The sequence below is a fragment of the Paraburkholderia sp. XV genome (assembly GCF_020177535.1).
GTDB lineage: Bacteria > Pseudomonadota > Gammaproteobacteria > Burkholderiales > Burkholderiaceae > Paraburkholderia > Paraburkholderia caribensis.
Genome location: NZ_JAGUUD010000090.1, coordinates 1 through 22,395 on the forward strand (window position 1 = coordinate 1; position 22,395 = coordinate 22,395).

Sequence of the window (22,395 nt, forward strand, 5' to 3'; positions counted from 1 at the left end):
TTTGCGGCGGCAAAGAAAAGTAGGTGCCGCCCCGCACAGGGGCGACGCGTGAGGCACGCTAACGAATCGCGGATGCCGGCGAAATCACGAGCAAACCCAAACCCAAACCCAAACCCAAACCCAAACCCAAACCCGGCGCCCCCCGCGCCGCTATCCCCGGATATCCGTTAAGATACGACCGCGCAAAACCTTACACATCTATACGATCTCACCGCGCACCGCAACGCAGTTGCAACAACACCGAAACCTGAATGCAACCCAGGTTGAAGCGCAAAAACAAGGCGGCGTCCGACCGCTAAAACCTTAAGAAGGGACCGACCCAGCATGACCGACACGACCATCTTCTCCCCCTCCGACACCCGGCGCCGCATCTTCGCGATCGTCGGCGCTTCGTCGGGCAATCTCGTCGAGTGGTTCGATTTCTACGTCTACTCGTTTTGCGCGTTGTACTTCGCGCCGGCATTCTTTCCGAAAGGCGACACCACGGCTCAACTGCTGAATACAGCGGGCGTGTTCGCTGCCGGCTTCCTGATGCGCCCGATCGGCGGCTGGTTCTTCGGACGTCTCGCGGACAAGCGCGGCCGCCGCTTCGCGATGATGGTGTCGGTGTTCATGATGTGCGGCGGCTCGCTCGTCATCGCCATGCTGCCGACCTATGCGCAAATCGGCGCGCTCGCGCCCGCGTTGCTGCTGGTTGCGCGCCTGTTCCAGGGTTTGTCGGTGGGGGGCGAATACGGCACCAGCGCAACCTACATGAGTGAAGTCGCATTGAAGGGACGTCGTGGTTTCTTCGCGTCGTTCCAGTACGTGACGCTGATCGGCGGTCAACTGTTTGCGCTGCTCGTGCTCGTGATCCTGCAGCAACTGCTGACCACGGAAGAACTCAAGGCCTGGGGCTGGCGCGTGCCGTTCGTAGTCGGCGCGCTTGCCGCACTGGTCGCGCTGTACCTGCGCCGGTCGCTCGACGAAACGACCACGGCCGAGACCCGTCAGCGCAAGGAAGCGGGCACGCTGCGCGGCATGTGGCAGCACAAGGGCGCGTTCTTCACGGTGCTCGGCTTCACGGCAGGCGGCTCGCTGATTTTCTACACGTTCACGACCTACATGCAAAAGTACCTCGTCAACACGGCGGGCATGCATGCAAAGACGGCCAGCAACGTGATGACGGGCGCACTCTTCGTGTACATGATCATGCAACCCGCGTTCGGCGCGCTGTCGGATCGCATCGGCCGCCGTCAGTCGATGCTGCTGTTCGGCTTCTTTGCGACGATCGGCACGGTGCCGCTGCTGCACGCGCTGAAAGACGTGACGAACCCTGTCATGGCGTTCGTGCTGGTCGTGATTGCGCTGGCCATCGTGAGTTTCTATACGTCGATCAGCGGCCTCATCAAGGCCGAGATGTTCCCGCCCGAGGTGCGCGCGCTCGGCGTCGGCCTGTCGTATGCCGTTGCCAACGCGATCTTCGGCGGCTCGGCGGAATACGTCGCGCTGTGGCTCAAGCAGGCGGGCAGCGAGTCGATGTTCTACTGGTACGTGACCGCGCTGTGCGCGATTGCCGGCCTCGTGTCGTTCCGCATGCGCGATCCGTCGAAGGTAGGGTATCTGCGCAACGAGCCGTGATGCGTCCGGTCTGAAGCGAAGCTGAAATGCAAAAAGCGGCTCTTACAAAGAGCCGCTTTTTTTATGGTGCTTCCCACCGCTGCGCGAAGACGCTCAGCGAAAGCGCGGCGCCGAAGGCGGCAATCCGCCGCGCCACCTCATTGCGACGAACGCGCGCGCGATCAACGACAGGTGATAGTAGAACCGCGCGTCGAAGCCATATGCATACGCATACGCATGCTCGAACGCCACGCGCAGCGCCGCAAGCGGCGCATCGTTCTTCGCGTACAGCGAAACGACGATGGGCGCGAGCCTCCTCAACGCGAGCCGGCGGGCAGGTTCGAGCGACGCATCGAGCCTGAGTGCCGTCACGAACTCGAAGGCCGTCCGCGAAGCGGCGAAGGCCGAACCGCGCGTGCTGTGCGAGATCGATACATCGGTTTTCCGGTAGTACGACACATAGCGATGGAGGTAATACACCTGTGAAGCGGCAAGGCACAATTCCGAGCCGAACACGTAATCGCAGCACGTGCCCACGTCGTCGCGATAGCTGATGCGCTTCACGAGGTCCGCATTCGCCATCCAGCCGTTGTTCGGAAACATCTGCACGAGACCCGTGCGCCCCGGCTGTTTTTGCAAGCCCTGCGCGCGCGCCGTGCGATGAAAGTCGGCATTCAGCGCCGCGCTTTTCGACGTATCGACGTTGCCTTGCGCATCCACTTCGTATTGATCCGCGAATGCGACTTCGAGTTGCGGATGCTGTTGCCACAGTTCCAGCAGACTCGCGATGCCGTCGCTGGCGAAGTAGTCGTCGTCGTGAATCAAGGCGATCTTTTCGCCGCTCGCGCGTGCGAAAAGACTTGCGACGTTACGTGCCTGACCGAGCGACGGCTCGTTCTTCACGTAGCGAATGCGTGCGTCCTGCGCATAGCGCGCTTCGATCAGCGCTTGGGTACGATGGTCGCTCGAATCGTCGCCGATCAGGATTTCGATGTTCGCATGTGTCTGAGCCAGACACGAGTCCAGACATTCGACGATCAGTTCAGGCCGATTGCAAGTCGGGACGCAAATGGAAACCTTGCAGGATGTCGTCATTGTTTTCCGCTCGCTCCATTAAAACGGATGCAGCGAACGCTTCACATTACGAAATCTTTCGCTGCAAGCGGAAAGGTAGATGAAGGGGGAGAAAAAATAACCAGAAATAATTCAGTAAAAAATGCAGGGCGCGTCGAGTCGAACGGCACACAATGCGTAGGCCGCATCGAAAAAGATGCGGCGGCCCTGCAAAATGTGCAGACCACCGCATTTCTTGCCGCAAATGACCGCGCTCGCGCGCGATCTGGTACCAGAGCCAATACCGGCCGAATCAGCCGACGGAAGGCTCGCCCTCGCCTGGTTTCTTGCCGGGCCGATCGGCGGGCGACCGCTTGCGGTCATCGTCGTGACGTTCGGGCATCTTGCTGTTTTCGTTGTCGCTGTGAACCGGGTGCTTGGGATGTTCGATGTCGCCGCCCGGGCTGGTCGTGGCTGCTTTTTGCTGCTTTTCGCTGCTCATGAGACGCTCCCTCTGACAATGCCTGTCGATGATCGAGCAATTGCCGCTCCCGTCTCGCCATTGATAGACTCACCGCAGGCGCCAATCATTAAAAACAGCCTGACGGAGACAAACTATGAGCAAAATCGCGTTTCAGGATTTCGAACGCCAGGTCTTGCAACGCCACATGATCCGCGGACACGTATACGAGAATGCCGCGGCGCTCGTCGACCGCGCGAACGCGTGGCTCGCCGAGCACAACGTCGATGTGATCAACGTCGAAAGCCTGTCGACGTTCGGTTCGGGCGACGATACGAGCGTGAGCCACTGGTATTCGGGTATCCGCGTCTGGTATCGGGTCGAATAGCGTTGCGGCGCGCGCCGCGTGAACAATCGCGCTACTTGCCCGAGACCACCAGCTTCACCTTGTTCGCGCCCGCAGGCATGGCGGTGATCTGCGTGCGCGTTTCGCGCGGACCGATATAGAAGTGCTGGCGAGCAGGCGAATTCACGTCATGCGTGGCGTCGGGCAGGCACGAGGCGATATCCGCCGCGACAGCCTGCAACGCCGCCGTGCCCGATCCTGCACCGCCGCTCGGCGTCCATGAGCATTCGTAGCTGCCTTTGGCCGCGCCGCATTGCGCGTCCGCGCCGTAGGGCTGCGCGACGCCTTTGCCGTCCTCCGGCGTCAGTTGGGAAAAGCCCGTCGGCGCCGCCGCGACGATGCGCTTGAGCGCCGTGCAGGGGCTGGGGGCGTCGTCGGCGTGCGCCGATAGCGGCACCGACGTCGCGCATGCGAGCGCGGTGATGATGAGCATCCCGTGGAGGGGATGGATGCGACGGGCGCGTCGGCTCGGGTGCATGTGCGTCTCCTTGGCATGGATGGCCGCGGAGCGTGCGTTCGCAGCCGATCTGCCCAGCACTGTGCAATGAACGCGCCTGATCGCTCTGGCGCGCCGCAAGCACCTGGCAGGCGCGACATGCCGCGCACAGAAGAAGCACGACGTCAGGCCGTCGCTTCGTGATGTTCTTCGCGTTCCAGCGAGCGTGTTCGGCGCAATTCCGGAAACAGCTTCATCCACAGCAGCGCGATCGCGATCGTCGCGCATCCGCCGACGAGCACGGCCGTTTGCGCGCCCCACCAGCCCGCCGTCACCCCCGACTCGAACTCGCCAAGCTGATTCGACGTGCCGATGAACAGCGAATTGACGGCGCTGACCCGGCCGAGCATGTCGTCGGGCGTGCGCAATTGCACGAGCGACAGCCGCACGACCACGCTGATCACATCCGATGCGCCGAGCGCCATCAGCGCGAGCAGCGACACGATGAACGAATGCGACAGTCCGAATACGAGCGTTGCGATGCCGAACGCGATCACGCCACCGAACATCGCCGCGCCGGGCCGCTTGCGCAACGGGAAATGCGCGAGCCAGATCGTGCCGCCGAGCGCGCCGACAGCCGATGCGGATCGCAGCAGGCCGAGGCCGAGCGGCCCGGCGTGCAGCACGTCGCGCGCGAAGATCGGCAGCAACGCGGTCGCGCCGCCGAACAGCACCGCGAACAGATCGAGCGACAGCGCGCCGAGAATCACCGGCTGGCTGCGGATGAAACGCACGCCTGAAAACACCGATTCGAGCGTCACGGGCGCGCGCGGGACGGGCTTCGTGCGCAGCGGGATCGTGCTGACGGCAGCGGACGCCAGCGCGAACGACAGCGTGCACGCGAGATACGCCGCACCCGGCCCGATGCCGTAGAGCAGGCCGCCAAGCGCCGGCCCGCCGATCTGTGCGGCCTGGTTCGCGGAGGTGGCCCACGCGGTCGCCTGCGAGAGTTGCGCGCGCGGCACGACACCGGGCAACAGCGACGCCACAGCGGGCGACTCGAACGCGCGCGCCGCGCCGACACAGGCGGCGAGCACGTAGATCACGGGCGCGCTGATCCAGCCGCCGAACGTGCCCCACGCGAACAGGGCGGCAGCCACGCATTCGAGCCCCTGGCAGATCGACGCGATGCGCCGCCGGTCGTAGCGGTCCGCGACCTGGCCGACGACGAGCGTCAGCACGAACATCGGCAGGAACTGCGCGAGGCCGACCAGACCGAGCGCGAATGCGCTGTGGGTGAGGGCGTAGATGTGCCAACCCATCGCGACGGCGAGCATCTGGAACGACAGCGACGACAGTACGCGCGTACACCAGAAGCGCTGGAATGCCGTCTGTCGGGGCAGGCTGATTTCGGGTTCATGGCCGGCGTCTTCGACGAGCTTGCCGAACGCGTCGGGGGCGGTGGAGGAGGTGTTCGGGGCGACCTGTTCGCTGGTGTCGGCGGGTGGTGTTTTCATCGTTAGATGGATCGTCGTCCCATATGACGGGCACGATTTCCGTCGTGCATGCGCGCCTGCGCTCAGGCACCGCATTTGCACGCGCATTGGTGGAAATAGAGCAACGGAACTGCGTGTTCTGTCGACGCTTCGTTCGGGCCGCCAAGTGTAGAGCAAGTCAGCCCCGCTTGCCGCGTCGCGCCCGCAGGCGTCCGCATGACCCGTTACGCGGTATTACGGTGACGTTGCTGCGCCTTTCAAACGACCTATATGAACGCTTGACCATGGATGATCTGCTCGCCCGTATGTTTCATCTGCAACCATCGCTGCTCGTATCCCTGACGCATGACCTGATGCATGCGGGCGTGGCGATTCTGATCCTGATTGCCGGCTGGTGGCTGTCCAACCGGCTCGGCGTGCTGCTGTCGAGGGCCATGTCGCGCACGCACGCGGACCCGACGCTCGCGCCGATGATCAACGCGATCGGCACATGGACCGTGCGCGTGCTAGTGCTGTTCGCGGCGCTCAGCGAAGTCGGCGTCGCGACGGCGAGCGTGCTGGCCGTGCTCGGCGCGGCCGGTCTGGCTATCGGCCTCGCGCTCCAAGGCACACTGCAGAATATTGCAGCCGGAATTATGTTGCTGATGCTGAGGCCATTTCGTGCCGGCGACGTGATCGAAGGCACCGGCGCGACGGCGGGTATCGTGCGGGAAGTGGGGCTATTCACGACGCGTATCGAGCGCAGCGACGGTAATGCCGTTTTCGTGCCGAATAGCCAGATCTGGAGCAATCCCGTGATCAATTACAGCAGCGGCGGCACGCAGCGCGTCGAAGTGAAGGTGGACATTGCGCAGCGCAAGGACGTCGCCTGCGCGATCGAGGCGCTGAAGAAGATGATCGCGAGCGATCCGCGCGTGCTCGGCGGCACGACGCTCGCGCCCGTCGTGACGGCAGCCGATTACCAGCGCGAGGGCGGTGCGGCGGTGCGGGTCGCTGTCTGGGTCAGTGGCGCGGACGCTCAACTCGCTGCCGACGATATGCGCGATCGTGCGCGGACCGTGCTGGAAGAAGCGGGCTGCAAGACAGCCGACGCTGCCCGCGGGCAGCGTGCGCAGACGATGCGTGCGCGCCAGTCTGAGACGCCTTTCGCTTGATAGCCAGCCGCCCGGCCCGCGCCGTTTGACCGGGGTCGGGCCGAAGACGCGCCTTATCATCCACATACCTCGGCCTGCGCCAATTGGCGTGCGGCACGCACCTTTTCATCGCGAGATCTGCCCGTTTTCTGAGCCTTCCCCCGTGACTTTGCCATTTTCCGAAGCCACACGGTGTGCACGCGAGCGTGCATTTCCGCGCTGGCATGTTGCAAAGCCGCAATTTGGCCTAGGTACAAACCCTAGTATTGAGATAAAATGGCGGCTTACAGGAAGAGATTGTCATGTCGCCCCGTTTTCAGATCTTTGAAAAAATTGCCTTTTCGCTGGTCGTGATGTCCGCCGTGCTGTGCTCCGGCTATATCGCGTGGGAAACCTCGCCAGGTTTCCAGGACGCCGTGCATGCGAGTGCTGCGGCCGTGCGCTGGAGCGGCGACTACTCGTTCATCTGCGCGTCGACGGCGACTAACGCCTGCGACCAGCTGCCCGTCGACTGACTCCTCAAAGCCGAACGGCATACTAAGCTGGCGCGTCTCTCGACGCAGGCCAGCGAGCAGCGTCGCGTAATTTTCACTCCCTCCGTCCGACTTTTTTTCAACGCACCAGCCCGCCTTCCGGCGTGAGCTGCGTCCCGCCTCGAAACTGCATCGGGAATGCCGCTTGCTTTCTATAAGCGGCTGGGCTTCGTCTGTCGCCACGACACGCGGCCCGCCCCATCGACAACCGTCGTCGCAGCCCGTCGCGCATCTCGCTCCGGACTGCACGGTCCAGAACAATTCCGATGCATTCAGGAGCCGCTCCATGACGCCCGCCACCCGCTATGAAATGCAGATCCTGCAAACGGACATGCGCATGCTGATCGCCGTCGACGACACTGCAATCGAATTCATTCCCGGCACGTCGGCGAGCGGTGACATCGCGGGCAAGCCCTATGCGGTGCTGCACACGGATTCGCTCGCCACGCTGAGCGGCTGGCGCGAGGTGATGCAGGCAGGCGGTCGCCCGCATCGGCTCGTCAATACGGCCTATGGCTACCGTCAGGAAGTCAACAATCCCGACTGGTAAAGCCACCGTTGAGGCGCGCGCCAACGCGCCACGCTCCGGCTCCTCCACCGCTAAACGCGGCGCATGCTGACGATCCTGCTCACGGCCGTCGTCACGCTCGTCGTCGTGCTCGCGATCGCCAATCTGTCGACGGGCGAAAAGAAGATCGAGCACAAGATCGAGCGCCGGTACGGCACCGACGATCCCCAGTTCATCCGCTCGATGGGCCTGCTGCTGGGGCCGCCCGTCACATCCGGCAACCGCTTCGAGGTGCTCGTCAACGGCGACGAGATTTTCCCGTCGATGCTCGAAGGCATTGCCAGCGCGCAGAAAACTATCACCTTCGAAACGTTCATCTACTGGTCCGGCGCGATCGGCGAGCAGATCGCCCGCGCGTTGTCGGAGAAGGCGCGCGCGGGCGTTGCAGTGCATGTGCTGCTCGACTGGGTTGGATCGCAGAAGATGGACCGGCACTATCTGCAGATGCTCAAAGATGCCGGCGCTGAAGTGATCCAGTACCACAAGCCGCACTGGACCGGGCTTGGCCGTATGAACGACCGCACCCACCGCAAGCTGCTGGTGATCGACGGACGCATCGGCTTCACGGGCGGCGTCGGCATCGCGCAGGAATGGACAGGACATGCACAGGACGACATGCACTGGCGCGATTCGCATTTTCGCGTGACGGGTCCTGTGGTCGGCCACATGCAGGCCGTCTTCATGGACAACTGGATCAAGGCGACCGGCAACGTACTGCATGGACCCGACTATTTTCCTGAAGCGGATGAAGCCGGCGATGGCCTTGCGCACATGTTCAGCAGTTCACCGTCCGGCGGCAGCGACGACATGCAGCTGATGTATCTGATGGCGATCACGGCGGCGACGCATTCGATCCATCTTGCGAGCGCCTATTTCGTGCCTGACCGGTTGACGATCAACGCAATCGTCGAGGCCGCGAAGCGAGGCGTCGACGTGCGCATACTCACGCCCGGCAGGCACATCGACACGCATACCGTGCGCGAGGCGTCGCGTGCATGCTGGGGACCGTTGCTCGAAGCAGGCGTGCAGATGTTCGAGTATCAACCGACGATGTTCCACGTCAAGCTGCTGGTCGTCGACGAATACCTCGTGTCGGTCGGCTCGACCAATTTCGATTCACGCTCGTTCAAGCTGAACGACGAAGCCAACCTCAACATCTATGACACGGCGTTCGCGCGCCGTCAGACGCAGATCTTCGCCGACGATCTCGCCAACTCCAGACGCGTGACGCTCGACGACTGGAACAGCCGGCCATGGACGAGGAAACTCGTCGATCGCGCGGTCGCGCTGCTCGATTCCCAACTTTGACGTGCAAGCCTGGGCGCATGACGCCCGCGCGATCCACGCGTGACGGCGCCGGCATGCATCGGCGGCGCGCGCTCGGGCGGATCGCCTGCGGGCGGCTCCTGGCTGGGCGGCGCGCGGTCCGGTTCACGCCCCGGAATGGGTGGCGAACCCGGATCCGGATCGGGATCGTCGTCGGGTGGCGGCGCCGGATCGGGTTCGACCTCGGGTGGCATGGGCGTATGCAGTCGGTTGCGGATGCGAGTCGATGAAATGGAAAACACTGGAAACGCGGTCGGGTTCATCGTGTGGATCTCTCGGATGCAGTTCGATACACCGACGTAGTTCCGCAATGCATGTGCCATCCATGTCTAGCGTCGCAATGAATGCCAGGAGCAGGCGTCCTGCAAGATAGTTCAACGCGCGCGATAGTGCATCGTGCTAGAACCGCTCGATCATCCCGATCTGTACGCCCCGAACGGGCGCCCCCGGATACGCGACGGGGATGCCCGTTACGTTCACCCCGCGCAGCGTGAACGTGGCCTGTCTGCGGTTTTCGAGGTCGGCGGCACTGAGATAGAGCAACAGCGCCTTCGACAACTGATAGTCGAAGGCGATGCTGAACTGGTCGGCGTCGTTGTCGCCCCCGCTGCGGTCGCGCGCGTGCGCGTAGCCGACGGAGGCACTCGCCTGCGGCGTGATCTGCCATAGGGCTGAGATGGAGAGCCCGTCGTCGTGATAGCGCGGCGTCCCGCCATCGCCGTTGAAGTACGCGACGAAGCCCGTAAGCGTGCCCCATTGGTACGACGCGCCTGCGAAGTTCGCGCGCAAGGCGCCGTCACCGTGTGTCTGCTGGTGCGCGTAGAGCAGCTTCATGCCGCCGAGCGCCCACTCGGCCGTTACGTAGTAGCCGCCAATGCCGTTGCCGTCGTCGCCCGGATCGCGCAGCGCGATCATGCCCGTCGCGCTGAAGCCGCCAATGACCGGCGACAGATAGGCGAACGCGTTGTCGGTATAGGGCGTGATCTTCGACAGGTTGTTCAGCCCGGATGCGATCGTGCCCGCCCCGAACGCATCGAGCTGCCCCTTGAACGGAATGTAGAGGGGCGAATACTGCCGGCCGGCGCGCAACTCGCCCCACGCGCCGTGCGCGCCGATCCACGCCTGCCGGTTGAAGAGGCTGCCCGGCACCGAAAACGCGCCGCTTGCCGAATCGAAACCGTTCTCCAGTGTAAAGACGAGGCTGTTGCCCTCGCCGAGCGGCTCGCTGCCGTGCAGGCCGAAGCGCGTGCCGCGATATGCCCCCGAGTCCATGCGCGCGACATAGCCGCTGCCGGGATTGGTTACTTCGATGCTGGTGTCGATCAGCCCGTAGAGCGTGACGGAGCCTTGCGCACGGGATGGCGACGCAATAACGAACAGACAGGCGAGGGCAAGCAGGCGGCACACGGCAGCGAGCGCGACGGGGCGTCGCCGGGAAGGCGGGAGAGGAGCGGGACGCGGCAGCCGGCGGGACGTGACGGACGTTGGCATCTTTCGGGCGATTGTTATGGCGTCGCGAGGGAGCGACGCTATCGACGACACTGCCGCATGCAGATACCAGCGAATACTAACCGAACATCATCCGCGCGAGTCGCCTTACATGTTCGTGTAAGAGCTACACCAGCCGCCGCCTGCCACCTGCTTCGTCCCGAACAGCGTGCAGCCGCCCCATGCATCCGTCGGATTGCCCTGGAACAGCGAGCAGTTGTTGCAGGTCTGCCCGGCCTGGTAGGCTGGAAAGCGCGTCTTGTCGACTTTCGTGGCTGCGCTTACGTAGCCGACTGCTTGCGCCGCGGGATCGCTTTCGCTCAGCTTGTCGTCGGCGCGCGCTTCGCGGCTCGCGGCGAGCGCTGCGCACAGGCCGGCGGCGGAGCCGAGGCCCGCGACGATGAACTCACGCCGGGTTGTTGTCATGATCGGTCTCTGGTGGGCGAGGCGGTGCGGTGGAGGTGAAGGACGGCATCGGCCGCCGCTGGTTGATCGCGGCGAACACGGCCATCAGCAGCACGAATGCGAGTACGAGCAGGCTCGCGTTGAGCAGCGCGCGTTCGTAGCCGAGTTCGCTGACGTCGATGAACGGATAAGGGTAGAAGTCCGATAGCGCGCCGCGCAACAGGGTTAGCGCCAGATAGCCGAGCGGGAACACCAGCCACGCCAGCAGATGGCGCAGCGTCAGATGAAAGCGCGGCACGAACAGCAGCCAGTAGAGTGCCGCGAGCATCGGCGCGACGGTGTGCAGGCTTTCGTTGAGCACCATGCGCCAGCCCGACGGCGTCCACAGATGGCGCAGCAGCAGGTTGTAGGCGACGCCGACGAATACGATATAGCAGGTCACGGCCGTCACGACCGTGGGTTGCCGGAAAAAGCGCACGAGCGGCGGGCCTCGGTGCGTGAAGCACGCGACGCACGTGAAGCACAGCGCGCAGATGAAGATGGTGAGGTTGGTCAGATAGCTGGTGAGCCGTTCGATGCCGTCGATCACGCCCAGCCCGCGCGACAACATGCGATGCACGGTGATGTCCATCTGCGCGGCGAACGCGATCCACGAAATCAGCGCGATCGCCATGGCCAGCGCGACGGACGCAATACTCGGCGCGTGCAGCGGCAGCTCCGGCTCGATGATGCCGGTGGGTGGCGTATCTCGGCGCTCAGCGGTGGAGACAGGCTTCTTCATGCGTCGATTCTATACGCGTGAAGCGGCGCGTGCAGGCACTGCGCGGGTCGAAGCGCAGCCGGGCAATCAGCCGGAATCAGCCGGAATCAGCCGGAATCAGCCGGAATCAGCCGGATGAGCCGGATCATCCGGATCGGCCAAAAAAAGAGCCGGTCCGCAGATTGCCGCGGCCGGCCCGTCACATCGTCCCATCACGGTCCGTCAGGGACGCAGGAACTCAATGCACGATATCAGTGACCATGCCCGTCATGGTCATCGTCGTGACCATGATCGTGATCGTCGTCATCGCGGCCGCACACGTTGTCATGATCGTGATCGCGGCCGTTCTTCGATACGCCCGGCAGGCGCTGCGCGACATAGTCGGGCAGATCCGACGTGTCGATCGCGAACACGAAGAACTGGTTCGGGTTCGCGATACCCGACGGATGGTTCGTGTCGGTGACGGTCGCGATGAAGTCGTTGTCGTTCGCGACGTAGAGCGTGTGCTTCTTCACGCCGCGCACCGTCACGTCCGGGCCGAACGCGATGCCTTCGATCTTCGCGGGAATGTCGTTCGCGTTGTAGCCGTGGGCCGTCAGCGCCGCGACGATATCGAGGAACAGCGTCTTCTTCACCGCAAACGGCGCAAGTCCGTTTGCGCCGCTTGCCTGGCTCACGTCCTGCGCGCCCGTCAGGTCGATGCGATTGAGTTGCTTGAACACAGCCGTCGAGTTGTCGCCGAGACCCTTGCCGTCGCGCTCGTCGACGAGCAGTTCGTGATCGTTGATCGCGAGCACGTCGCTGATGGTTGGGTATTTGGGCTTGGCCGCCGTGCCGATGTTCGTCAGCTGATACGCGTACTGCGTCGTGCGGCCCGTGCGGATGTCGATCTTCACAATGCGCGTGTACGGGCCGCTGGTGCCGCCGTCCTGGATGAGCGGGCTTTGCATCGCGCCGAACAGCGTAGTGCCGTCGGGCGAGATCGCGAGACCTTCCATGCCCTTGTTCGCGACGCGGCCCGACGTATTGATGCTGATCTCGTTGTCGCCGACGGGCGAAAGCGTCGACACGGCGAACGTGTCGGGCAGCTTGTACGTGGCGATGCGGCGGCCGCTCTTGCGGTCGAAGCGATAGACGTAAGGTCCGTATTCGTCGGAGATGAACACGCTGTCGCCGTCGTTGGCGATGCGGATGCTTTCGGGATCGAAGCGGCCGTCGAGCGGATACGTCGACAGATGCGTCGGATCGAAGTTGTCCGAGCGGCCCGTGAAGTAGTTCGTGTGGTTGTCGCGGTTGAGCTTCGGCGCGCCGTTCGGCACGCCATACGCGGCGCCCGTGCCGTACACGAGGCGATCGGACGTATGCAGCAGGGTCGTGTCGACGAGCTTCGGCGTCAGCGTGAACGGCAGCGACGCACCCTTCGGCGCGTCCTCCAGGTGCAGGCGCAGCGTCTGGAAGCGGTTGATGTACGACGCGGTGTCGTCGATCGCCTTGTTGTACGAGATCGCGTTCGGGCCGCGATCGGGCAGGGCCAGGAACGTATGGCAACCCGCGTAGCCGATGCCGGAGCCGAGACCGCCGAGCAGATTGCCGGGCGCACCGTTTTCGAGCTTGCCCGAGGTCTCTTTCGATTTGTCGAGCAGATTGCCGTCGAGCTTGCCGATGGCGATCAGATCGACGGAAGCGTGAGCGGCGGGTGCAGCGGCGAGCGCCGCAAGCGAGGCGATGGCACCGATCATGGTGCGGGTGAAGAGCGATGAGCGCAGCACAGGAATGTCCCTTGGAGGATCAATGCGATGAAAGCGGCGCCGGGCGCGTACGGCAAACGAGGCGGACGGGCGACCGGGCGCAAGGTTTCTTACTTTTTATTTCCGGGGACCGATACTGCGGGACATCTATGTCCGAATTGTGACGGCGCGCCCACGCGGTGCACGCTGTGTGCGCAAGCGCACATTCGCATGCGCAGGCCTCATCGACGAAGTCGCACTCAGACCTTTGCCGCATGAACGCTCACGTGGCGGCGCAAGCCGCGCTCAGCGCCGCTCGCTGATTTCCGGCGCGATGGCCGCATGATTCAGTAACGCGACCAGCGACATGCCGCCCACCACGTTGCCCGCGAGCGTCGGCAGCAGGAAGCGGCCGCAGTAGTCGGCGAACGATGCGTCGCCCGCCAGCACCGCATACGCGACTTCCGTCGATCCCGCGATGATGTGCGACAGCTTCGCCACCGCGACCACCCACGTGATCAGCACCACGGTCAGCAGGCGCGCCGAGCGCGCGCTCGGCAGCAGCCATACCATCAGCGCGATCAGCCATCCGCCCAGCACGGCGCGTACGAAGGTCGGAAAGGTTTCGGCGGGACCGATCGCGGAACGTGCGGTCTCATCGAGCGCAGCGACAATTTCGGCTTCGAACACGCCCGGCAAGCGCAGCATCGCTGCAAAAGCCCACGAACTGAGCAGATTGCAGAACAGCACGACGATCCACAGGCGCAGCGCCTTCAGCAGGCAATCGAGATCGCGCCGCGTCAGCACGGGCAGCACGACAGTCAGCGTGCTTTCGCTAAAGAGCTGCTGACGCCCCATGATGACGAGCACGAAGCCCGTCGTGTAGCCGAAGCTCGATACGAGATGCCGCCACGGCGTATCGGGCAGGCCGGCCTGGAGAACGGCTGTCGTGAGAAACGAAAATCCCATTGAAAGTCCGGCCGCCAGCGACGACCATACGAGCGCCATGACCGTGCGCTCCAGCGCGGCTTCGCCTTCTTCGCGCACGATCTCGTGCAGCATAAGCGCGTGCGGGGCCGTGTGTTGCGCGGCCTGATCCTGCTCGTCAGCATTGAGATGCGGTGATTCCGCACCGGCTTTTTCCGGGTGATCGGGCGGCGTGGCGCGATCGGTCGTGTCGGGATGTCGTTCGTGCTGGATAGTGTCTTTCGTCATGGCCGCTCACTCGTGCGCTCGGCGCGCGCATCCTGTGGCGGTTGCAAAAACGGTGCCCGAAAAACACGGACATGTCCGCGCTTTTTGTCGGACCAGCCTCGATTCGAGCGATGCGGAGCGCCGTGCTACGATGAACGCGACCGTCATCTGCAACCGTCTGCAAGCGAGACCTAACGCGACATGGCAACCCTTTACGCGAAGCTTGGCGTGTCTCAAGACGCCACCTCGGAAGAGATCAAACGGGCATACCGGAAGGCCGCGATGAAGTGGCATCCGGACCGCAACGCTGGACAGGAAGAAGTCGCACGCGCGGCCTTCCAGGACATCAAGGACGCGTACGCGATCCTCTCCGACTACAACCAGCGCAAGGTCTACGACGCCGTCTACGCGCAGGAGATGCGCCAATATGAGGCGCTCGAAAGGCGTCGGCGCGAAGTGGAGGCGGCGCAGGCGCGCAAGGCCAAGGCCGAGGCCGAGGCGAAGTACACACAGATGGTCGGCGTGGCCATGCGTTACGCCGACGAAGGCCATAACCGCGACGTGCTGTTCGGCGTGCTGCTCGGACGCGATTGCGACACCGACGTGGCGCAACGCATCGCCGATAGCGTGTGGGCCTTGCAGCAGTCGCGGCGCGCGGCGCAGGCCGATGAAAGCGCCGCTATGCCTGATGCCGGTTGCGCGGACCCCGTCGCCACGGCGGCGTCATCACGCGAACCCATTGTGGAAGACGCGCCTTCGCCACCTCAGCCCGCAGCAGCGAAACACGACAAGCCTGTGCACGAGCCACGCGCCGCAGGTCTGTTCGATTCGCTGTGGCAAGGCTTTTTCGGCGTACGCTCATAGCACGCCGCGATTTTCGCATCTCGCCGCGTGCCTTCCAATATGGCACGCTGGACTTACGCACGGACATGCTTCGATGAAAGACGCTTTCGAACGACGCGCGTTGCTGCTGCATCTCGGCGACGCGCTGCAAACCCTCTCCATGGCGCTTGCCGCCGATGCAAAACATCACACCGTGCATCATCTGCTGAACGCTCATCCGGAACTGGCCGCGCATGCGTGGCTTGCTGCCGTCTCGCCGAAGATGAAGGCGGCGGAGTTCGCGAAACGCGCGAGTGCATCGTTTGCGATATGGCCTGCTCTGTTGCTAGAAGAGCAGGTTGATTACACGCGGCTCGCGCTTGCCGTTCACGACCATCTGTTCGCGGACGATCGCGCGGGCTGGCGTACCTACGTCGACGCGATGAAGCGCGAAGTCGAATGGTTCGGCGATGCGCTGCCTTTCGCGGAGGAACCTGTACAGGCGGCCGCAATGGCGCCGCAATCCGACGAAACCGACACGCGCGCAAACGATGCCGATGTCGAGCGTGCCGGCGAGGGCCGCGATCCGCAGCGTGACAGTGTCGAGAGCAACGGTTTGTATCCTGCATGGCCGTGGAAGCCAGGCGTGTGATGCAGCAGGAACGACATCGCCTCGCGACAGCCGGCTTGATGGCGGCCATAGCGAGGCGATCGACGATCACGCGTTCATTCACACAACGCGCGAACCGGCACGAGGATCAGTAACCCCAGCGTTCGCGTTGACGCTCGTGCCACGCATGCTCACGCCAGGCTTCGTGACGGCGCCACTCGCGTTCACGCCACTCGCGCTCACGCCACGCGCGGCGCTCGCGCCAGTCGTCGTCGTAGCCATAGCCATAGCCGACGGCCACGGGGGCGGGCGCAGCGTACACAGGCTGGGCGGGCACGATCACACCCGGCACGCCGAGACCGACGGCGACGTCGACATGCGCCGAAGCCGCCGCCGAAGCCGCCAGCATCGCCACGCCAATAGCTGCACCAAGCATCATCTTCTTCATGTTTGCTCCCTGCGCATGGATGCGCGTCACTGAATTCGGCTTCAGTCTAGGAGCGCGTGCCGGACACAGGTGCTACAGCCGTGCGAGAAAAGTAACCCGGAGTAACAACGCTCAGGCGGACTCAGGCTGCGCACAGTCTCGGCACGCGATGAAACTGGCGGTCGAAGTAGATCAGACTGTCGCCGTCGGCGCACACGCGAATCTGCGTGGCCTCGACGAACATCACCGAGTGCGAGCCCACTTCCTTCAGATCGACGATCCTTCCTTGCAGGCTCGCGAGCGCGTCGCGCAGTACGGGCACGCCATGCGGGCCTTCGTCCCAGACGGGCAGGCTGAAGCGCGCTTCCATCGGCAGTTGCGTGAGCCCGGCGAAGTGTCGCGCGAGCAGTTCGTGATGAGCAGGCAGCACATTGATGCAGACGTTGCGATTGCGTTCGAACACGGCGTGCATCGCGCTTGAACGGTTCATGCAGACGAGCAGCGTGGGCGGTGCGTCCGTCACCGAGCAGACCGCGCTCGCCGTGATGCCGCAGCGCCCGGACTCGCCGAAGGTCGTGATGATGTTGACGGCCGCGCCCAGATGCGCCATCGCCTGGCGAAACTGCTTGCGCGCGTCGTCGGAGTCGAGCATGGGCGGACGTTGCATATCGGACATGTGTGTGGCTCCTGCACGGTGGTCGCTGCGAATCGACCGCTTGCCCGCGATGATTGCGTGCGCGACGATCCCATGCATCAAGCGTACGGCATGCCTCGCATGAATAAAATCCGCGTGAGCGACACACAGGTTGGCGCGCTTCCCGACCCGTCTAAAGGTTTTACCAGGTTGCGTTCGTTATGCATCCGCGCATCGTGCGTTAGCCGCTGCTGTCACGCAATCGGGCCTGCAATAAAGGCTTTGCACGCGAATTTGCGCTGGTTATGATGAGCCTTCTCAAAAATTAGACAGCGAACGCGTGGAGACAGCCGGACAAGTTCCGGCGCGCGTTGCAGACAGGTTCAAGACATGAGTCCAGCCAGCACCATCCCGCCCATCCATTCGCCCGCGCCCATCGTGTATATCGTCGATGACGACAATGGCATGCGCACATCGTTGGCGTGGCTGCTGGAGTCGGTCGGCGTGAAGTCGGAAGGGTTTGCGAACGCGGCCGATTTCCTGCAGGCCTTCGACGCGAAGCTGCCGGCGTGTCTCGTGCTCGACGTGCGGATGCCGGAGACGAGCGGCTTCGACGTACAAGCCGAACTCAACGCGCGCGGCGCGACCTTGCCGATCATTTTCGTCAGCGGCCACGGCGATATTCCGATGTCCGTGCGCGCGTTGCAAAACGGCGCGATCGATTTCGTCGAAAAGCCGTACAACTCGCAGCAGATGCTCGAGCGCATCCAGCGCGCGATGAAGCTCGCGGCGCAACGGCATGCGGCGGATCAGAAGCTGCGCGGTCTGCGTCAGCGGATCGAATCGCTGACAGCGCGTGAAAAGGAAGTGCTGCGCGGCGTGCTGGATGGGAAGGGCAGCAAGCGCATTGCGTCGGATCTGTCGATCAGCGTGAAAACGGTCGACGTGCATCGCGCGAGCATCAAGGACAAGCTCGGCGCGTCGTCGATCGCGACGCTGGTGCGCGATGTGATGGCCGTATGGAGTCCGGGCGAGGGCGGGCGCGAATGATCCGCACGGCACGGCGTGCGAGGCAAGCGCCGTGCTGTTTTCCTGGTGTGTTATCGCATGTATAGCCCGCCGTTCACATCCCAGCACGCGCCGTTCGCGAAGTACGCATCGCCCGATGCGAGCAGCACGGCAACCTGTGCGACGTAATCCGCCGAACCGAGACGGCCGCCGGGGATGCTGGCGATGACCTTGTCGAGCTTGTCGGCAGACACGCTTTCGTGAACGATGGGCAGATCGAGCGGTCCCGGCGAGATGGCGTTGACGGTCACGCCATGTGCGGCGAGATCGCGCGCGAACACCTTGGTCAACGTGATCGCGCCGCCTTTCGCCGCCGCATAATGCGCGCCCGTCGCGGAGCCGCCATTCTGTCCCGCGAGCGATGCGATATTGACGATGCGCCCGGCCCCGCGATCGGCGAAGTACTGGCCGAACACCTGGCAGCCGAACAGCACGCTGCGCAGATTGATGTCGATCACCTGATCGAACTGCTCTGCGCTGATCTCCATCACCGGCACGACCTTCGACGCACCCGCGTTGTTCACGAGCACGTCGACACGTCCCCAACGCGCGATCAACGCATCGCGTGCGGCTTCGAAGTCCTGCTTGCGCGTGACGTCGAGTGCGATCGCGCACGCGGTTTCGTGATGCGCGCTCAGTTCAGCGGCAAGCGCGTTCGCGGCATCGAATGCGATATCGGCTAGCGCGACCTTGTAACCCGCGCTGTGAAAATGCTTCGCGACGACGGCGCCCAACCCGCGCGCCGCGCCCGTCACGATGACGACTCTGTTCGACATGAGTAACGATTCCTTCGCTGCGTGCGTTCACGTGAGCGCACGCTGTTCATCTCAAGAGGCTGCAAGCGCCGCTTCGAAGTGCGCGGCGATGGCGCACACCTGTTCGTCCGCGCCTTTTCGCCCGACAATTTGCAAGCCCGCCTTCAACGGCGAGCCTTCAATCGGGATCGGCAAGCTCAGCGCAGGATGGCCGCTCAGATTGAACGGACGGATCAGCGACGACATCGTGAGCACGGGCGTGCCGTTGCGCGCGGCTTCGATCGTGATCGGCAGGGCGGGCAAGGTCGGTAGCACCAATACGTCGGCGTTCTCGAGTGCGCGATCGACGGCGGCCGTGAATGCGCGCCGCGCGCGCTCGGCCGTGTCGAGCTGCGCCTGGGTGGTTTGCACCGCTGCGCGCAAGCGTGCGTCGACATCCGCACCGAGCTTGCCTGATTCGACGAGAGGTGCGAATGCACGCGCCGTTTCTATGTTGATGACGGCGAGGCCCGCTTCGAAGGCTTCTTTCAGGTGGTCCAGTTCGATCACGCGCGACGCGACAGCCGCGATCTGCACCGCACGCTCCACGCCCCGGCGGATGGCCGCATCTGCGTCGACGGAAACGATCGCGACGTTTGCGCGTGCGTTCACGCGTTTGGCGGCGTTCGTGTCGAACGCGGGTGCGATGGCCGCCATTGCATCGACCAGCGTGGCGATATCGCGCGTGAACGGACCCACGCAATCCAGCGTGGATTCACGCGGCACGGCGCCTTTGCGTGACACGCGCCCGAACGTCGGTTTGAGTCCGATCACGCCGCAGCACGCAGCCGGTCCGCGAATCGAGCCGCCCGTGTCGGTGCCGAGCGCGGCATCGACGAGCTTCAACCCGACCGCCGACGCCGATCCGCTCGACGAACCGCCGGGAATGCGCGCAGCGTCTTGCGGATTGACGGGCGTGCCCGCGTAGTCGTTGATGCCCGTCATGCCGAACGCGAGCTCGTGCATGTTGGTCTTGCCGGTGATACGCCAGCCCGCATCGAGCAGACGCTGGACGACTTCGGCATGCGCGGCGGCGGGCGGCGTATCGGCAAGCGCGCGGCTTGCACCCGTAGTCGGGTAGCCGGCGACGTCGATCGAGTCCTTGATCGCGATGGTCGGGCCTGGCGCGCCGGGGGCCGCGCTCAGTGTGAATTCGCTGATGAATGCAGTCATGATGTAGTGTCCTTGCGAGCGTTGACTTGCCAGGGCGCATCGAACAGGCGCTCGGTGCGAAAGTGCTGGATCAGCCAGTTGCGGCCGTCCTGTGCGGGCACGAAGTCGATGTCGAGCCGCGCGGCGATGAGTTCGGCGCACGCATCGACGTAACCTGACGCCTGCAGCATGATCCAGCGGCCTTTCGCCCTTGCGCCGTCGACTTCGATCGTCTCCGACGTCAAAAAATGTACGTTCGTCGCGAAGTGCGGAACGGGTGGCAGATAACGCTGCAGCATGGCAACGATAGCGTCATGTCCGCGCAGATGCCCGAACTTCTGCGCGTACTGCGGGCCGATGCCTTCCCAGATCGCGTCGTGCGCGAACAGCGCGGCAAGCGTCTCGCCGTCGAGCGTTCCCGAGGGCACATCGCACAAGGCCATATAGCGCGCAATGGTCTTGCGCACCGCGTTCTCGGCTTCGAGCGCGACGATGCGCGCCTGCAAGGCCTGGAGCGTGCTGGATGGCAACGTGATATCGCTCATGGTTCAGGACGCGTTCTGCACAACGGGCGGCACCGTCAACGCGCGTCCCACACGCGCTTCGATCTTGCCGTAGCGCCACAGGTTGTATTCCCCGACGGGCGTCGTGCGGTACAGATTGCAGACGGCGACGGCCGTGTCGAAATCGGCGACGTCGGCCATGATGTAGAACGTCCATGGCGCGCCATCCGACTGGCCCACGACGAGCCGGTCGTCATCCATTACGCCCAGCACGCGCACGTTCTCCATCGCTTCGACGGCGGCCAGCATGCTGGCGTAAGCCTGCCATACCTGGCCGATCTGCTCGCGCGGCAAGTCGAAGAAATTCTGCGTGACGCCGCAGCAGAACAGCACACGCAACGGCAGCGAACGATTGTCAGTCATGAAGCGAAACTCCCTTGAAAACGGGCCTGAAATGAAAGGTATCCAGCGCAGTTACAGATAACCGGGGATCGGCGGTACGCCGACGAACACGGCGCCCGCGCCGTCGTAGTTGCCCTCGCCGAGGAACGCGTGCTGCGTGACGACCATCGCGTCGCGCATCAGACGTTGCAGCGGATGCGAGCGGTAAATCGCCATCGTGCCGCCCAGCCGGTACGCGCGGCCCACCACGTCCGCGCCTTCGCGCGCGATCTGCGTGGCTGCGAGGCGCAGCAGGCTGACCTGATCGGCGCTCACGTCGTTGCCGGTGAGGATCGACCGCCATACTTCATCCGTCGATTCATAGAAGAACGCGCGCGCCGAGCGCAGCTGCGCCTCTGCCTTCGCGAGTTCGATGCGGTAATACGCACGGTCGGCGAGTTGCGGTGCGCCTGTCGTCGTCTTGCGGCCGCCTGCCATCTGGTTGGCGACGTCGAGCGCCGCGCGCGCGAGCCCGAGGTTCACGACGGCGAGCACCTGCGCTGCGTACGCGATGGTCGGATAGCGATACAGCGGCTCATCGACGGTCGGCGCTCCGCCGCGCACGAAGGTCCAGTCATCGGCGACGAACTGGTCGGTGACGCGCAGATCATGGCTGCCCGTGCCTTGCATGCCGACCACGTCCCAGTTGTCGACGATCTCGACCTGCGCGGGACGAAACACGGCAGTGCGCGGTTTGCCGGGTGCGCCCCCGTCCTTGCCTCCGACGCCGATGCCGATGCCGACCCCCAGCCAGTCCGCGCCCTTGCAGCCGCTCGCGAATTTCCACGTGCCGTTCACGCGCCAGCCGCCGGGCGCAGGTTGCGCGGCCTGCACAGGAAAGAGGCCGCCCGCGAAGACCTGATCGGGACCGGCCGCGTAAATCGCTTGCTGCGTGGCAAGCGGCAGCGCGGCGAGATACACGTTCGCGCTGCCGAAGCTCGCGACCCATGCAGCCGAGCCATCGGCGACCGCAATGCGTTCGATCGTCGCGAGGAATTCGCCCGGTGCGCGCGCATCGCCGCCGAAGCGCCGTGGTGTGCCTGCGCGATAGATGCCGGCGCGCTTGAGCTTCGCGATCACATCGCGCGGCACATGCGACAGCCGATCGAACTCGTCGCGACGCGCGGCGATTTCTTCGATCACGACGTCGAGGGGCAGCGCATCGGCGGATTCCTGTTGCAACGTATGGACGTGGCTTGTGGCGAGGGCAGTGGCGGCGGACATGTCGATTCTCCTGAATGCGTTTGACGTTATTGACGTTCAGGTCAGTCTAGAAACGCAAAAAGACACCATCAATTGGGGCGCCCGTCCGCGTTTCCTGGCATCGACGCCCGCGTGCCTAAAGAAATCTTTAGACGCG

At 64.0% G+C, this 22,395-nt stretch carries 25 protein-coding genes; 9 read left to right on the plus strand and 16 right to left on the minus strand.

Annotation, left to right across the window (positions count from 1 at the left end; genetic code table 11):
• Positions 1–324 precede the first annotated feature (324 nt).
• Positions 325–1,620, plus strand: a complete 1,296-nt coding sequence (locus KFO72_RS30980) for an MFS family transporter (RefSeq protein ID WP_054934566.1) — start codon at positions 325–327, stop codon at positions 1,618–1,620.
• Positions 1,621–1,713: 93 nt separating this feature from the next.
• Here the strand turns inward: KFO72_RS30980 and KFO72_RS30985 are convergent, their stop codons facing one another.
• Complete coding sequence (locus tag KFO72_RS30985) at positions 1,714–2,694, minus strand: glycosyltransferase family 2 protein (RefSeq protein ID WP_225033718.1); 981 nt, start codon at positions 2,692–2,694, stop codon at positions 1,714–1,716.
• A 271-nt stretch (positions 2,695–2,965) separates the two neighbouring features.
• On the minus strand, positions 2,966–3,154 hold the full coding sequence (locus KFO72_RS30990) for a hypothetical protein (protein WP_062915300.1): 189 nt from the start codon (positions 3,152–3,154) through the stop codon (positions 2,966–2,968).
• Between the two features lie 115 nt (positions 3,155–3,269).
• Here KFO72_RS30990 and KFO72_RS30995 point away from each other — a divergent pair, with 115 nt between their 5' ends.
• Complete coding sequence (locus KFO72_RS30995; protein WP_035991036.1) at positions 3,270–3,500, plus strand: hypothetical protein; 231 nt, start codon at positions 3,270–3,272, stop codon at positions 3,498–3,500.
• Between the two features lie 31 nt (positions 3,501–3,531).
• Here KFO72_RS30995 and KFO72_RS31000 read toward each other — a convergent pair whose 3' ends face one another.
• Both KFO72_RS31000 and KFO72_RS31005 read right to left on the minus strand, forming a co-directional pair.
• Positions 3,532–3,996, minus strand: a complete 465-nt coding sequence (locus KFO72_RS31000; protein WP_176052499.1) for a hypothetical protein — start codon at positions 3,994–3,996, stop codon at positions 3,532–3,534.
• Positions 3,997–4,139: 143 nt separating this feature from the next.
• Positions 4,140–5,471, minus strand: coding sequence for an MFS transporter (locus KFO72_RS31005; protein ID WP_225033719.1), 1,332 nt, complete (start codon positions 5,469–5,471; stop codon positions 4,140–4,142).
• 263 nt (positions 5,472–5,734) lie between these two features.
• On the opposite strand from KFO72_RS31005, the gene KFO72_RS31010 reads away from it, so the two are divergent.
• From KFO72_RS31010 to cls, 4 genes are all read left to right on the plus strand, one after another.
• Positions 5,735–6,604, plus strand: coding sequence for a mechanosensitive ion channel family protein (locus KFO72_RS31010; RefSeq protein WP_060601108.1), 870 nt, complete (start codon positions 5,735–5,737; stop codon positions 6,602–6,604).
• 281 nt (positions 6,605–6,885) lie between these two features.
• Entirely contained in the window at positions 6,886–7,098 is a 213-nt protein-coding gene (locus KFO72_RS31015; RefSeq protein ID WP_035991042.1) for a hypothetical protein, read from the plus strand.
• Between the two features lie 304 nt (positions 7,099–7,402).
• Positions 7,403–7,666 carry a hypothetical protein gene (locus KFO72_RS31020; protein ID WP_035991044.1) on the plus strand — a complete coding sequence of 88 codons (264 nt, stop codon included), beginning with the start codon at positions 7,403–7,405 and terminating at the stop codon, positions 7,664–7,666.
• A 63-nt stretch (positions 7,667–7,729) separates the two neighbouring features.
• A complete protein-coding gene (gene cls, locus KFO72_RS31025) occupies positions 7,730–8,992 on the plus strand; it encodes a cardiolipin synthase (RefSeq protein WP_054934570.1) in 1,263 nt (420 codons plus the stop codon).
• Between the two features lie 417 nt (positions 8,993–9,409).
• Here cls and KFO72_RS31030 read toward each other — a convergent pair whose 3' ends face one another.
• From KFO72_RS31030 to KFO72_RS31050, 5 genes are all read right to left on the minus strand, one after another.
• On the minus strand, positions 9,410–10,501 hold the full coding sequence (locus KFO72_RS31030; protein WP_225033720.1) for a porin: 1,092 nt from the start codon (positions 10,499–10,501) through the stop codon (positions 9,410–9,412).
• A 105-nt stretch (positions 10,502–10,606) separates the two neighbouring features.
• Positions 10,607–10,924 carry a high-potential iron-sulfur protein gene (locus KFO72_RS31035; protein ID WP_054934572.1) on the minus strand — a complete coding sequence of 106 codons (318 nt, stop codon included), beginning with the start codon at positions 10,922–10,924 and terminating at the stop codon, positions 10,607–10,609.
• Positions 10,905–11,684: a Pr6Pr family membrane protein gene (locus KFO72_RS31040; protein ID WP_225033721.1), complete on the minus strand. Its 780-nt coding sequence runs from the start codon at positions 11,682–11,684 to the stop codon at positions 10,905–10,907. Before KFO72_RS31040 ends, KFO72_RS31035 begins: the two co-directional genes overlap by 20 nt.
• Before the next feature lie 230 nt (positions 11,685–11,914).
• Positions 11,915–13,432: an esterase-like activity of phytase family protein gene (locus tag KFO72_RS31045; RefSeq protein ID WP_412101813.1), complete on the minus strand. Its 1,518-nt coding sequence runs from the start codon at positions 13,430–13,432 to the stop codon at positions 11,915–11,917.
• Positions 13,433–13,696: 264 nt separating this feature from the next.
• On the minus strand, positions 13,697–14,605 hold the full coding sequence (locus tag KFO72_RS31050) for a formate/nitrite transporter family protein (protein ID WP_060601096.1): 909 nt from the start codon (positions 14,603–14,605) through the stop codon (positions 13,697–13,699).
• A 180-nt stretch (positions 14,606–14,785) separates the two neighbouring features.
• Between KFO72_RS31050 and KFO72_RS31055 the strand changes: the two genes are divergently transcribed.
• The gene (locus KFO72_RS31055) at positions 14,786–15,448 is read left to right on the plus strand and encodes a J domain-containing protein (protein WP_225033722.1); all 663 of its coding nucleotides are present in this window, start codon (positions 14,786–14,788) and stop codon (positions 15,446–15,448) included.
• Positions 15,449–15,521: 73 nt separating this feature from the next.
• Positions 15,522–16,058: a hypothetical protein gene (locus KFO72_RS31060; RefSeq protein WP_060601090.1), complete on the plus strand. Its 537-nt coding sequence runs from the start codon at positions 15,522–15,524 to the stop codon at positions 16,056–16,058.
• A gap of 106 nt (positions 16,059–16,164) precedes the next feature.
• Here the strand turns inward: KFO72_RS31060 and KFO72_RS31065 are convergent, their stop codons facing one another.
• Together KFO72_RS31065 and hpaC are read right to left on the minus strand one after the other, a co-directional pair.
• Positions 16,165–16,464, minus strand: coding sequence for a hypothetical protein (locus KFO72_RS31065; protein ID WP_054934580.1), 300 nt, complete (start codon positions 16,462–16,464; stop codon positions 16,165–16,167).
• Between the two features lie 121 nt (positions 16,465–16,585).
• On the minus strand, positions 16,586–17,119 hold the full coding sequence (gene hpaC, locus KFO72_RS31070) for a 4-hydroxyphenylacetate 3-monooxygenase, reductase component (RefSeq protein WP_054934587.1): 534 nt from the start codon (positions 17,117–17,119) through the stop codon (positions 16,586–16,588).
• Positions 17,120–17,494: 375 nt separating this feature from the next.
• On the opposite strand from hpaC, the gene KFO72_RS31075 reads away from it, so the two are divergent.
• The gene (locus tag KFO72_RS31075) at positions 17,495–18,127 is read left to right on the plus strand and encodes a response regulator transcription factor (protein ID WP_176056909.1); all 633 of its coding nucleotides are present in this window, start codon (positions 17,495–17,497) and stop codon (positions 18,125–18,127) included.
• Between the two features lie 50 nt (positions 18,128–18,177).
• On the opposite strand, the gene KFO72_RS31080 is transcribed toward KFO72_RS31075, so the two are convergent.
• The 5 genes from KFO72_RS31080 to KFO72_RS31100 are packed head-to-tail and all read right to left on the minus strand — an operon-like array spanning position 18,178 to position 22,259.
• Entirely contained in the window at positions 18,178–18,921 is a 744-nt protein-coding gene (locus tag KFO72_RS31080) for an SDR family NAD(P)-dependent oxidoreductase (RefSeq protein ID WP_060601083.1), read from the minus strand.
• Positions 18,922–18,972: 51 nt separating this feature from the next.
• A complete protein-coding gene (locus KFO72_RS31085) occupies positions 18,973–20,112 on the minus strand; it encodes an amidase (RefSeq protein WP_225033723.1) in 1,140 nt (379 codons plus the stop codon).
• Positions 20,109–20,636: a nuclear transport factor 2 family protein gene (locus KFO72_RS31090; protein WP_060601080.1), complete on the minus strand. Its 528-nt coding sequence runs from the start codon at positions 20,634–20,636 to the stop codon at positions 20,109–20,111. The genes KFO72_RS31085 and KFO72_RS31090 overlap by 4 nt, the downstream gene beginning before the upstream one ends.
• Positions 20,637–20,639: 3 nt before the next feature.
• The gene (locus KFO72_RS31095; protein WP_060601077.1) at positions 20,640–21,017 is read right to left on the minus strand and encodes a hypothetical protein; all 378 of its coding nucleotides are present in this window, start codon (positions 21,015–21,017) and stop codon (positions 20,640–20,642) included.
• 51 nt (positions 21,018–21,068) lie between these two features.
• Entirely contained in the window at positions 21,069–22,259 is a 1,191-nt protein-coding gene (locus tag KFO72_RS31100; RefSeq protein WP_225033724.1) for an acyl-CoA dehydrogenase family protein, read from the minus strand.
• Positions 22,260–22,395: the final 136 nt, after the last annotated feature.

What these genes read in the sequence shown, in the direction of transcription:
- KFO72_RS31085 (WP_225033723.1), bottom strand. Translation starts at nt 20,112, where the DNA reads ATGACTGCATTCATCAGCGAATTCACACTGAGCGCGGCCCCCGGCGCG.
- KFO72_RS30980 (WP_054934566.1), top strand. Translation starts at nt 325, where the DNA reads ATGACCGACACGACCATCTTCTCCCCCTCCGACACCCGGCGCCGCATC.
- KFO72_RS31090 (WP_060601080.1), bottom strand. Translation starts at nt 20,636, where the DNA reads ATGAGCGATATCACGTTGCCATCCAGCACGCTCCAGGCCTTGCAGGCG.
- KFO72_RS31095 (WP_060601077.1), bottom strand. Translation starts at nt 21,017, where the DNA reads ATGACTGACAATCGTTCGCTGCCGTTGCGTGTGCTGTTCTGCTGCGGC.
- KFO72_RS31020 (WP_035991044.1), top strand. Translation starts at nt 7,403, where the DNA reads ATGACGCCCGCCACCCGCTATGAAATGCAGATCCTGCAAACGGACATG.
- KFO72_RS31010 (WP_060601108.1), top strand. Translation starts at nt 5,735, where the DNA reads ATGGATGATCTGCTCGCCCGTATGTTTCATCTGCAACCATCGCTGCTC.
- KFO72_RS31050 (WP_060601096.1), bottom strand. Translation starts at nt 14,605, where the DNA reads ATGACGAAAGACACTATCCAGCACGAACGACATCCCGACACGACCGAT.
- KFO72_RS31040 (WP_225033721.1), bottom strand. Translation starts at nt 11,684, where the DNA reads ATGAAGAAGCCTGTCTCCACCGCTGAGCGCCGAGATACGCCACCCACC.
- KFO72_RS31060 (WP_060601090.1), top strand. Translation starts at nt 15,522, where the DNA reads ATGAAAGACGCTTTCGAACGACGCGCGTTGCTGCTGCATCTCGGCGAC.
- KFO72_RS30985 (WP_225033718.1), bottom strand. Translation starts at nt 2,694, where the DNA reads ATGACGACATCCTGCAAGGTTTCCATTTGCGTCCCGACTTGCAATCGG.
- KFO72_RS31055 (WP_225033722.1), top strand. Translation starts at nt 14,786, where the DNA reads ATGGCAACCCTTTACGCGAAGCTTGGCGTGTCTCAAGACGCCACCTCG.
- KFO72_RS31015 (WP_035991042.1), top strand. Translation starts at nt 6,886, where the DNA reads ATGTCGCCCCGTTTTCAGATCTTTGAAAAAATTGCCTTTTCGCTGGTC.
- KFO72_RS31005 (WP_225033719.1), bottom strand. Translation starts at nt 5,471, where the DNA reads ATGAAAACACCACCCGCCGACACCAGCGAACAGGTCGCCCCGAACACC.
- KFO72_RS31080 (WP_060601083.1), bottom strand. Translation starts at nt 18,921, where the DNA reads ATGTCGAACAGAGTCGTCATCGTGACGGGCGCGGCGCGCGGGTTGGGC.
- KFO72_RS30990 (WP_062915300.1), bottom strand. Translation starts at nt 3,154, where the DNA reads ATGAGCAGCGAAAAGCAGCAAAAAGCAGCCACGACCAGCCCGGGCGGC.
- cls (WP_054934570.1), top strand. Translation starts at nt 7,730, where the DNA reads ATGCTGACGATCCTGCTCACGGCCGTCGTCACGCTCGTCGTCGTGCTC.
- KFO72_RS30995 (WP_035991036.1), top strand. Translation starts at nt 3,270, where the DNA reads ATGAGCAAAATCGCGTTTCAGGATTTCGAACGCCAGGTCTTGCAACGC.
- KFO72_RS31100 (WP_225033724.1), bottom strand. Translation starts at nt 22,259, where the DNA reads ATGTCCGCCGCCACTGCCCTCGCCACAAGCCACGTCCATACGTTGCAA.
- KFO72_RS31000 (WP_176052499.1), bottom strand. Translation starts at nt 3,996, where the DNA reads ATGCACCCGAGCCGACGCGCCCGTCGCATCCATCCCCTCCACGGGATG.
- hpaC (WP_054934587.1), bottom strand. Translation starts at nt 17,119, where the DNA reads ATGTCCGATATGCAACGTCCGCCCATGCTCGACTCCGACGACGCGCGC.
- KFO72_RS31030 (WP_225033720.1), bottom strand. Translation starts at nt 10,501, where the DNA reads ATGCCAACGTCCGTCACGTCCCGCCGGCTGCCGCGTCCCGCTCCTCTC.
- KFO72_RS31065 (WP_054934580.1), bottom strand. Translation starts at nt 16,464, where the DNA reads ATGAAGAAGATGATGCTTGGTGCAGCTATTGGCGTGGCGATGCTGGCG.
- KFO72_RS31035 (WP_054934572.1), bottom strand. Translation starts at nt 10,924, where the DNA reads ATGACAACAACCCGGCGTGAGTTCATCGTCGCGGGCCTCGGCTCCGCC.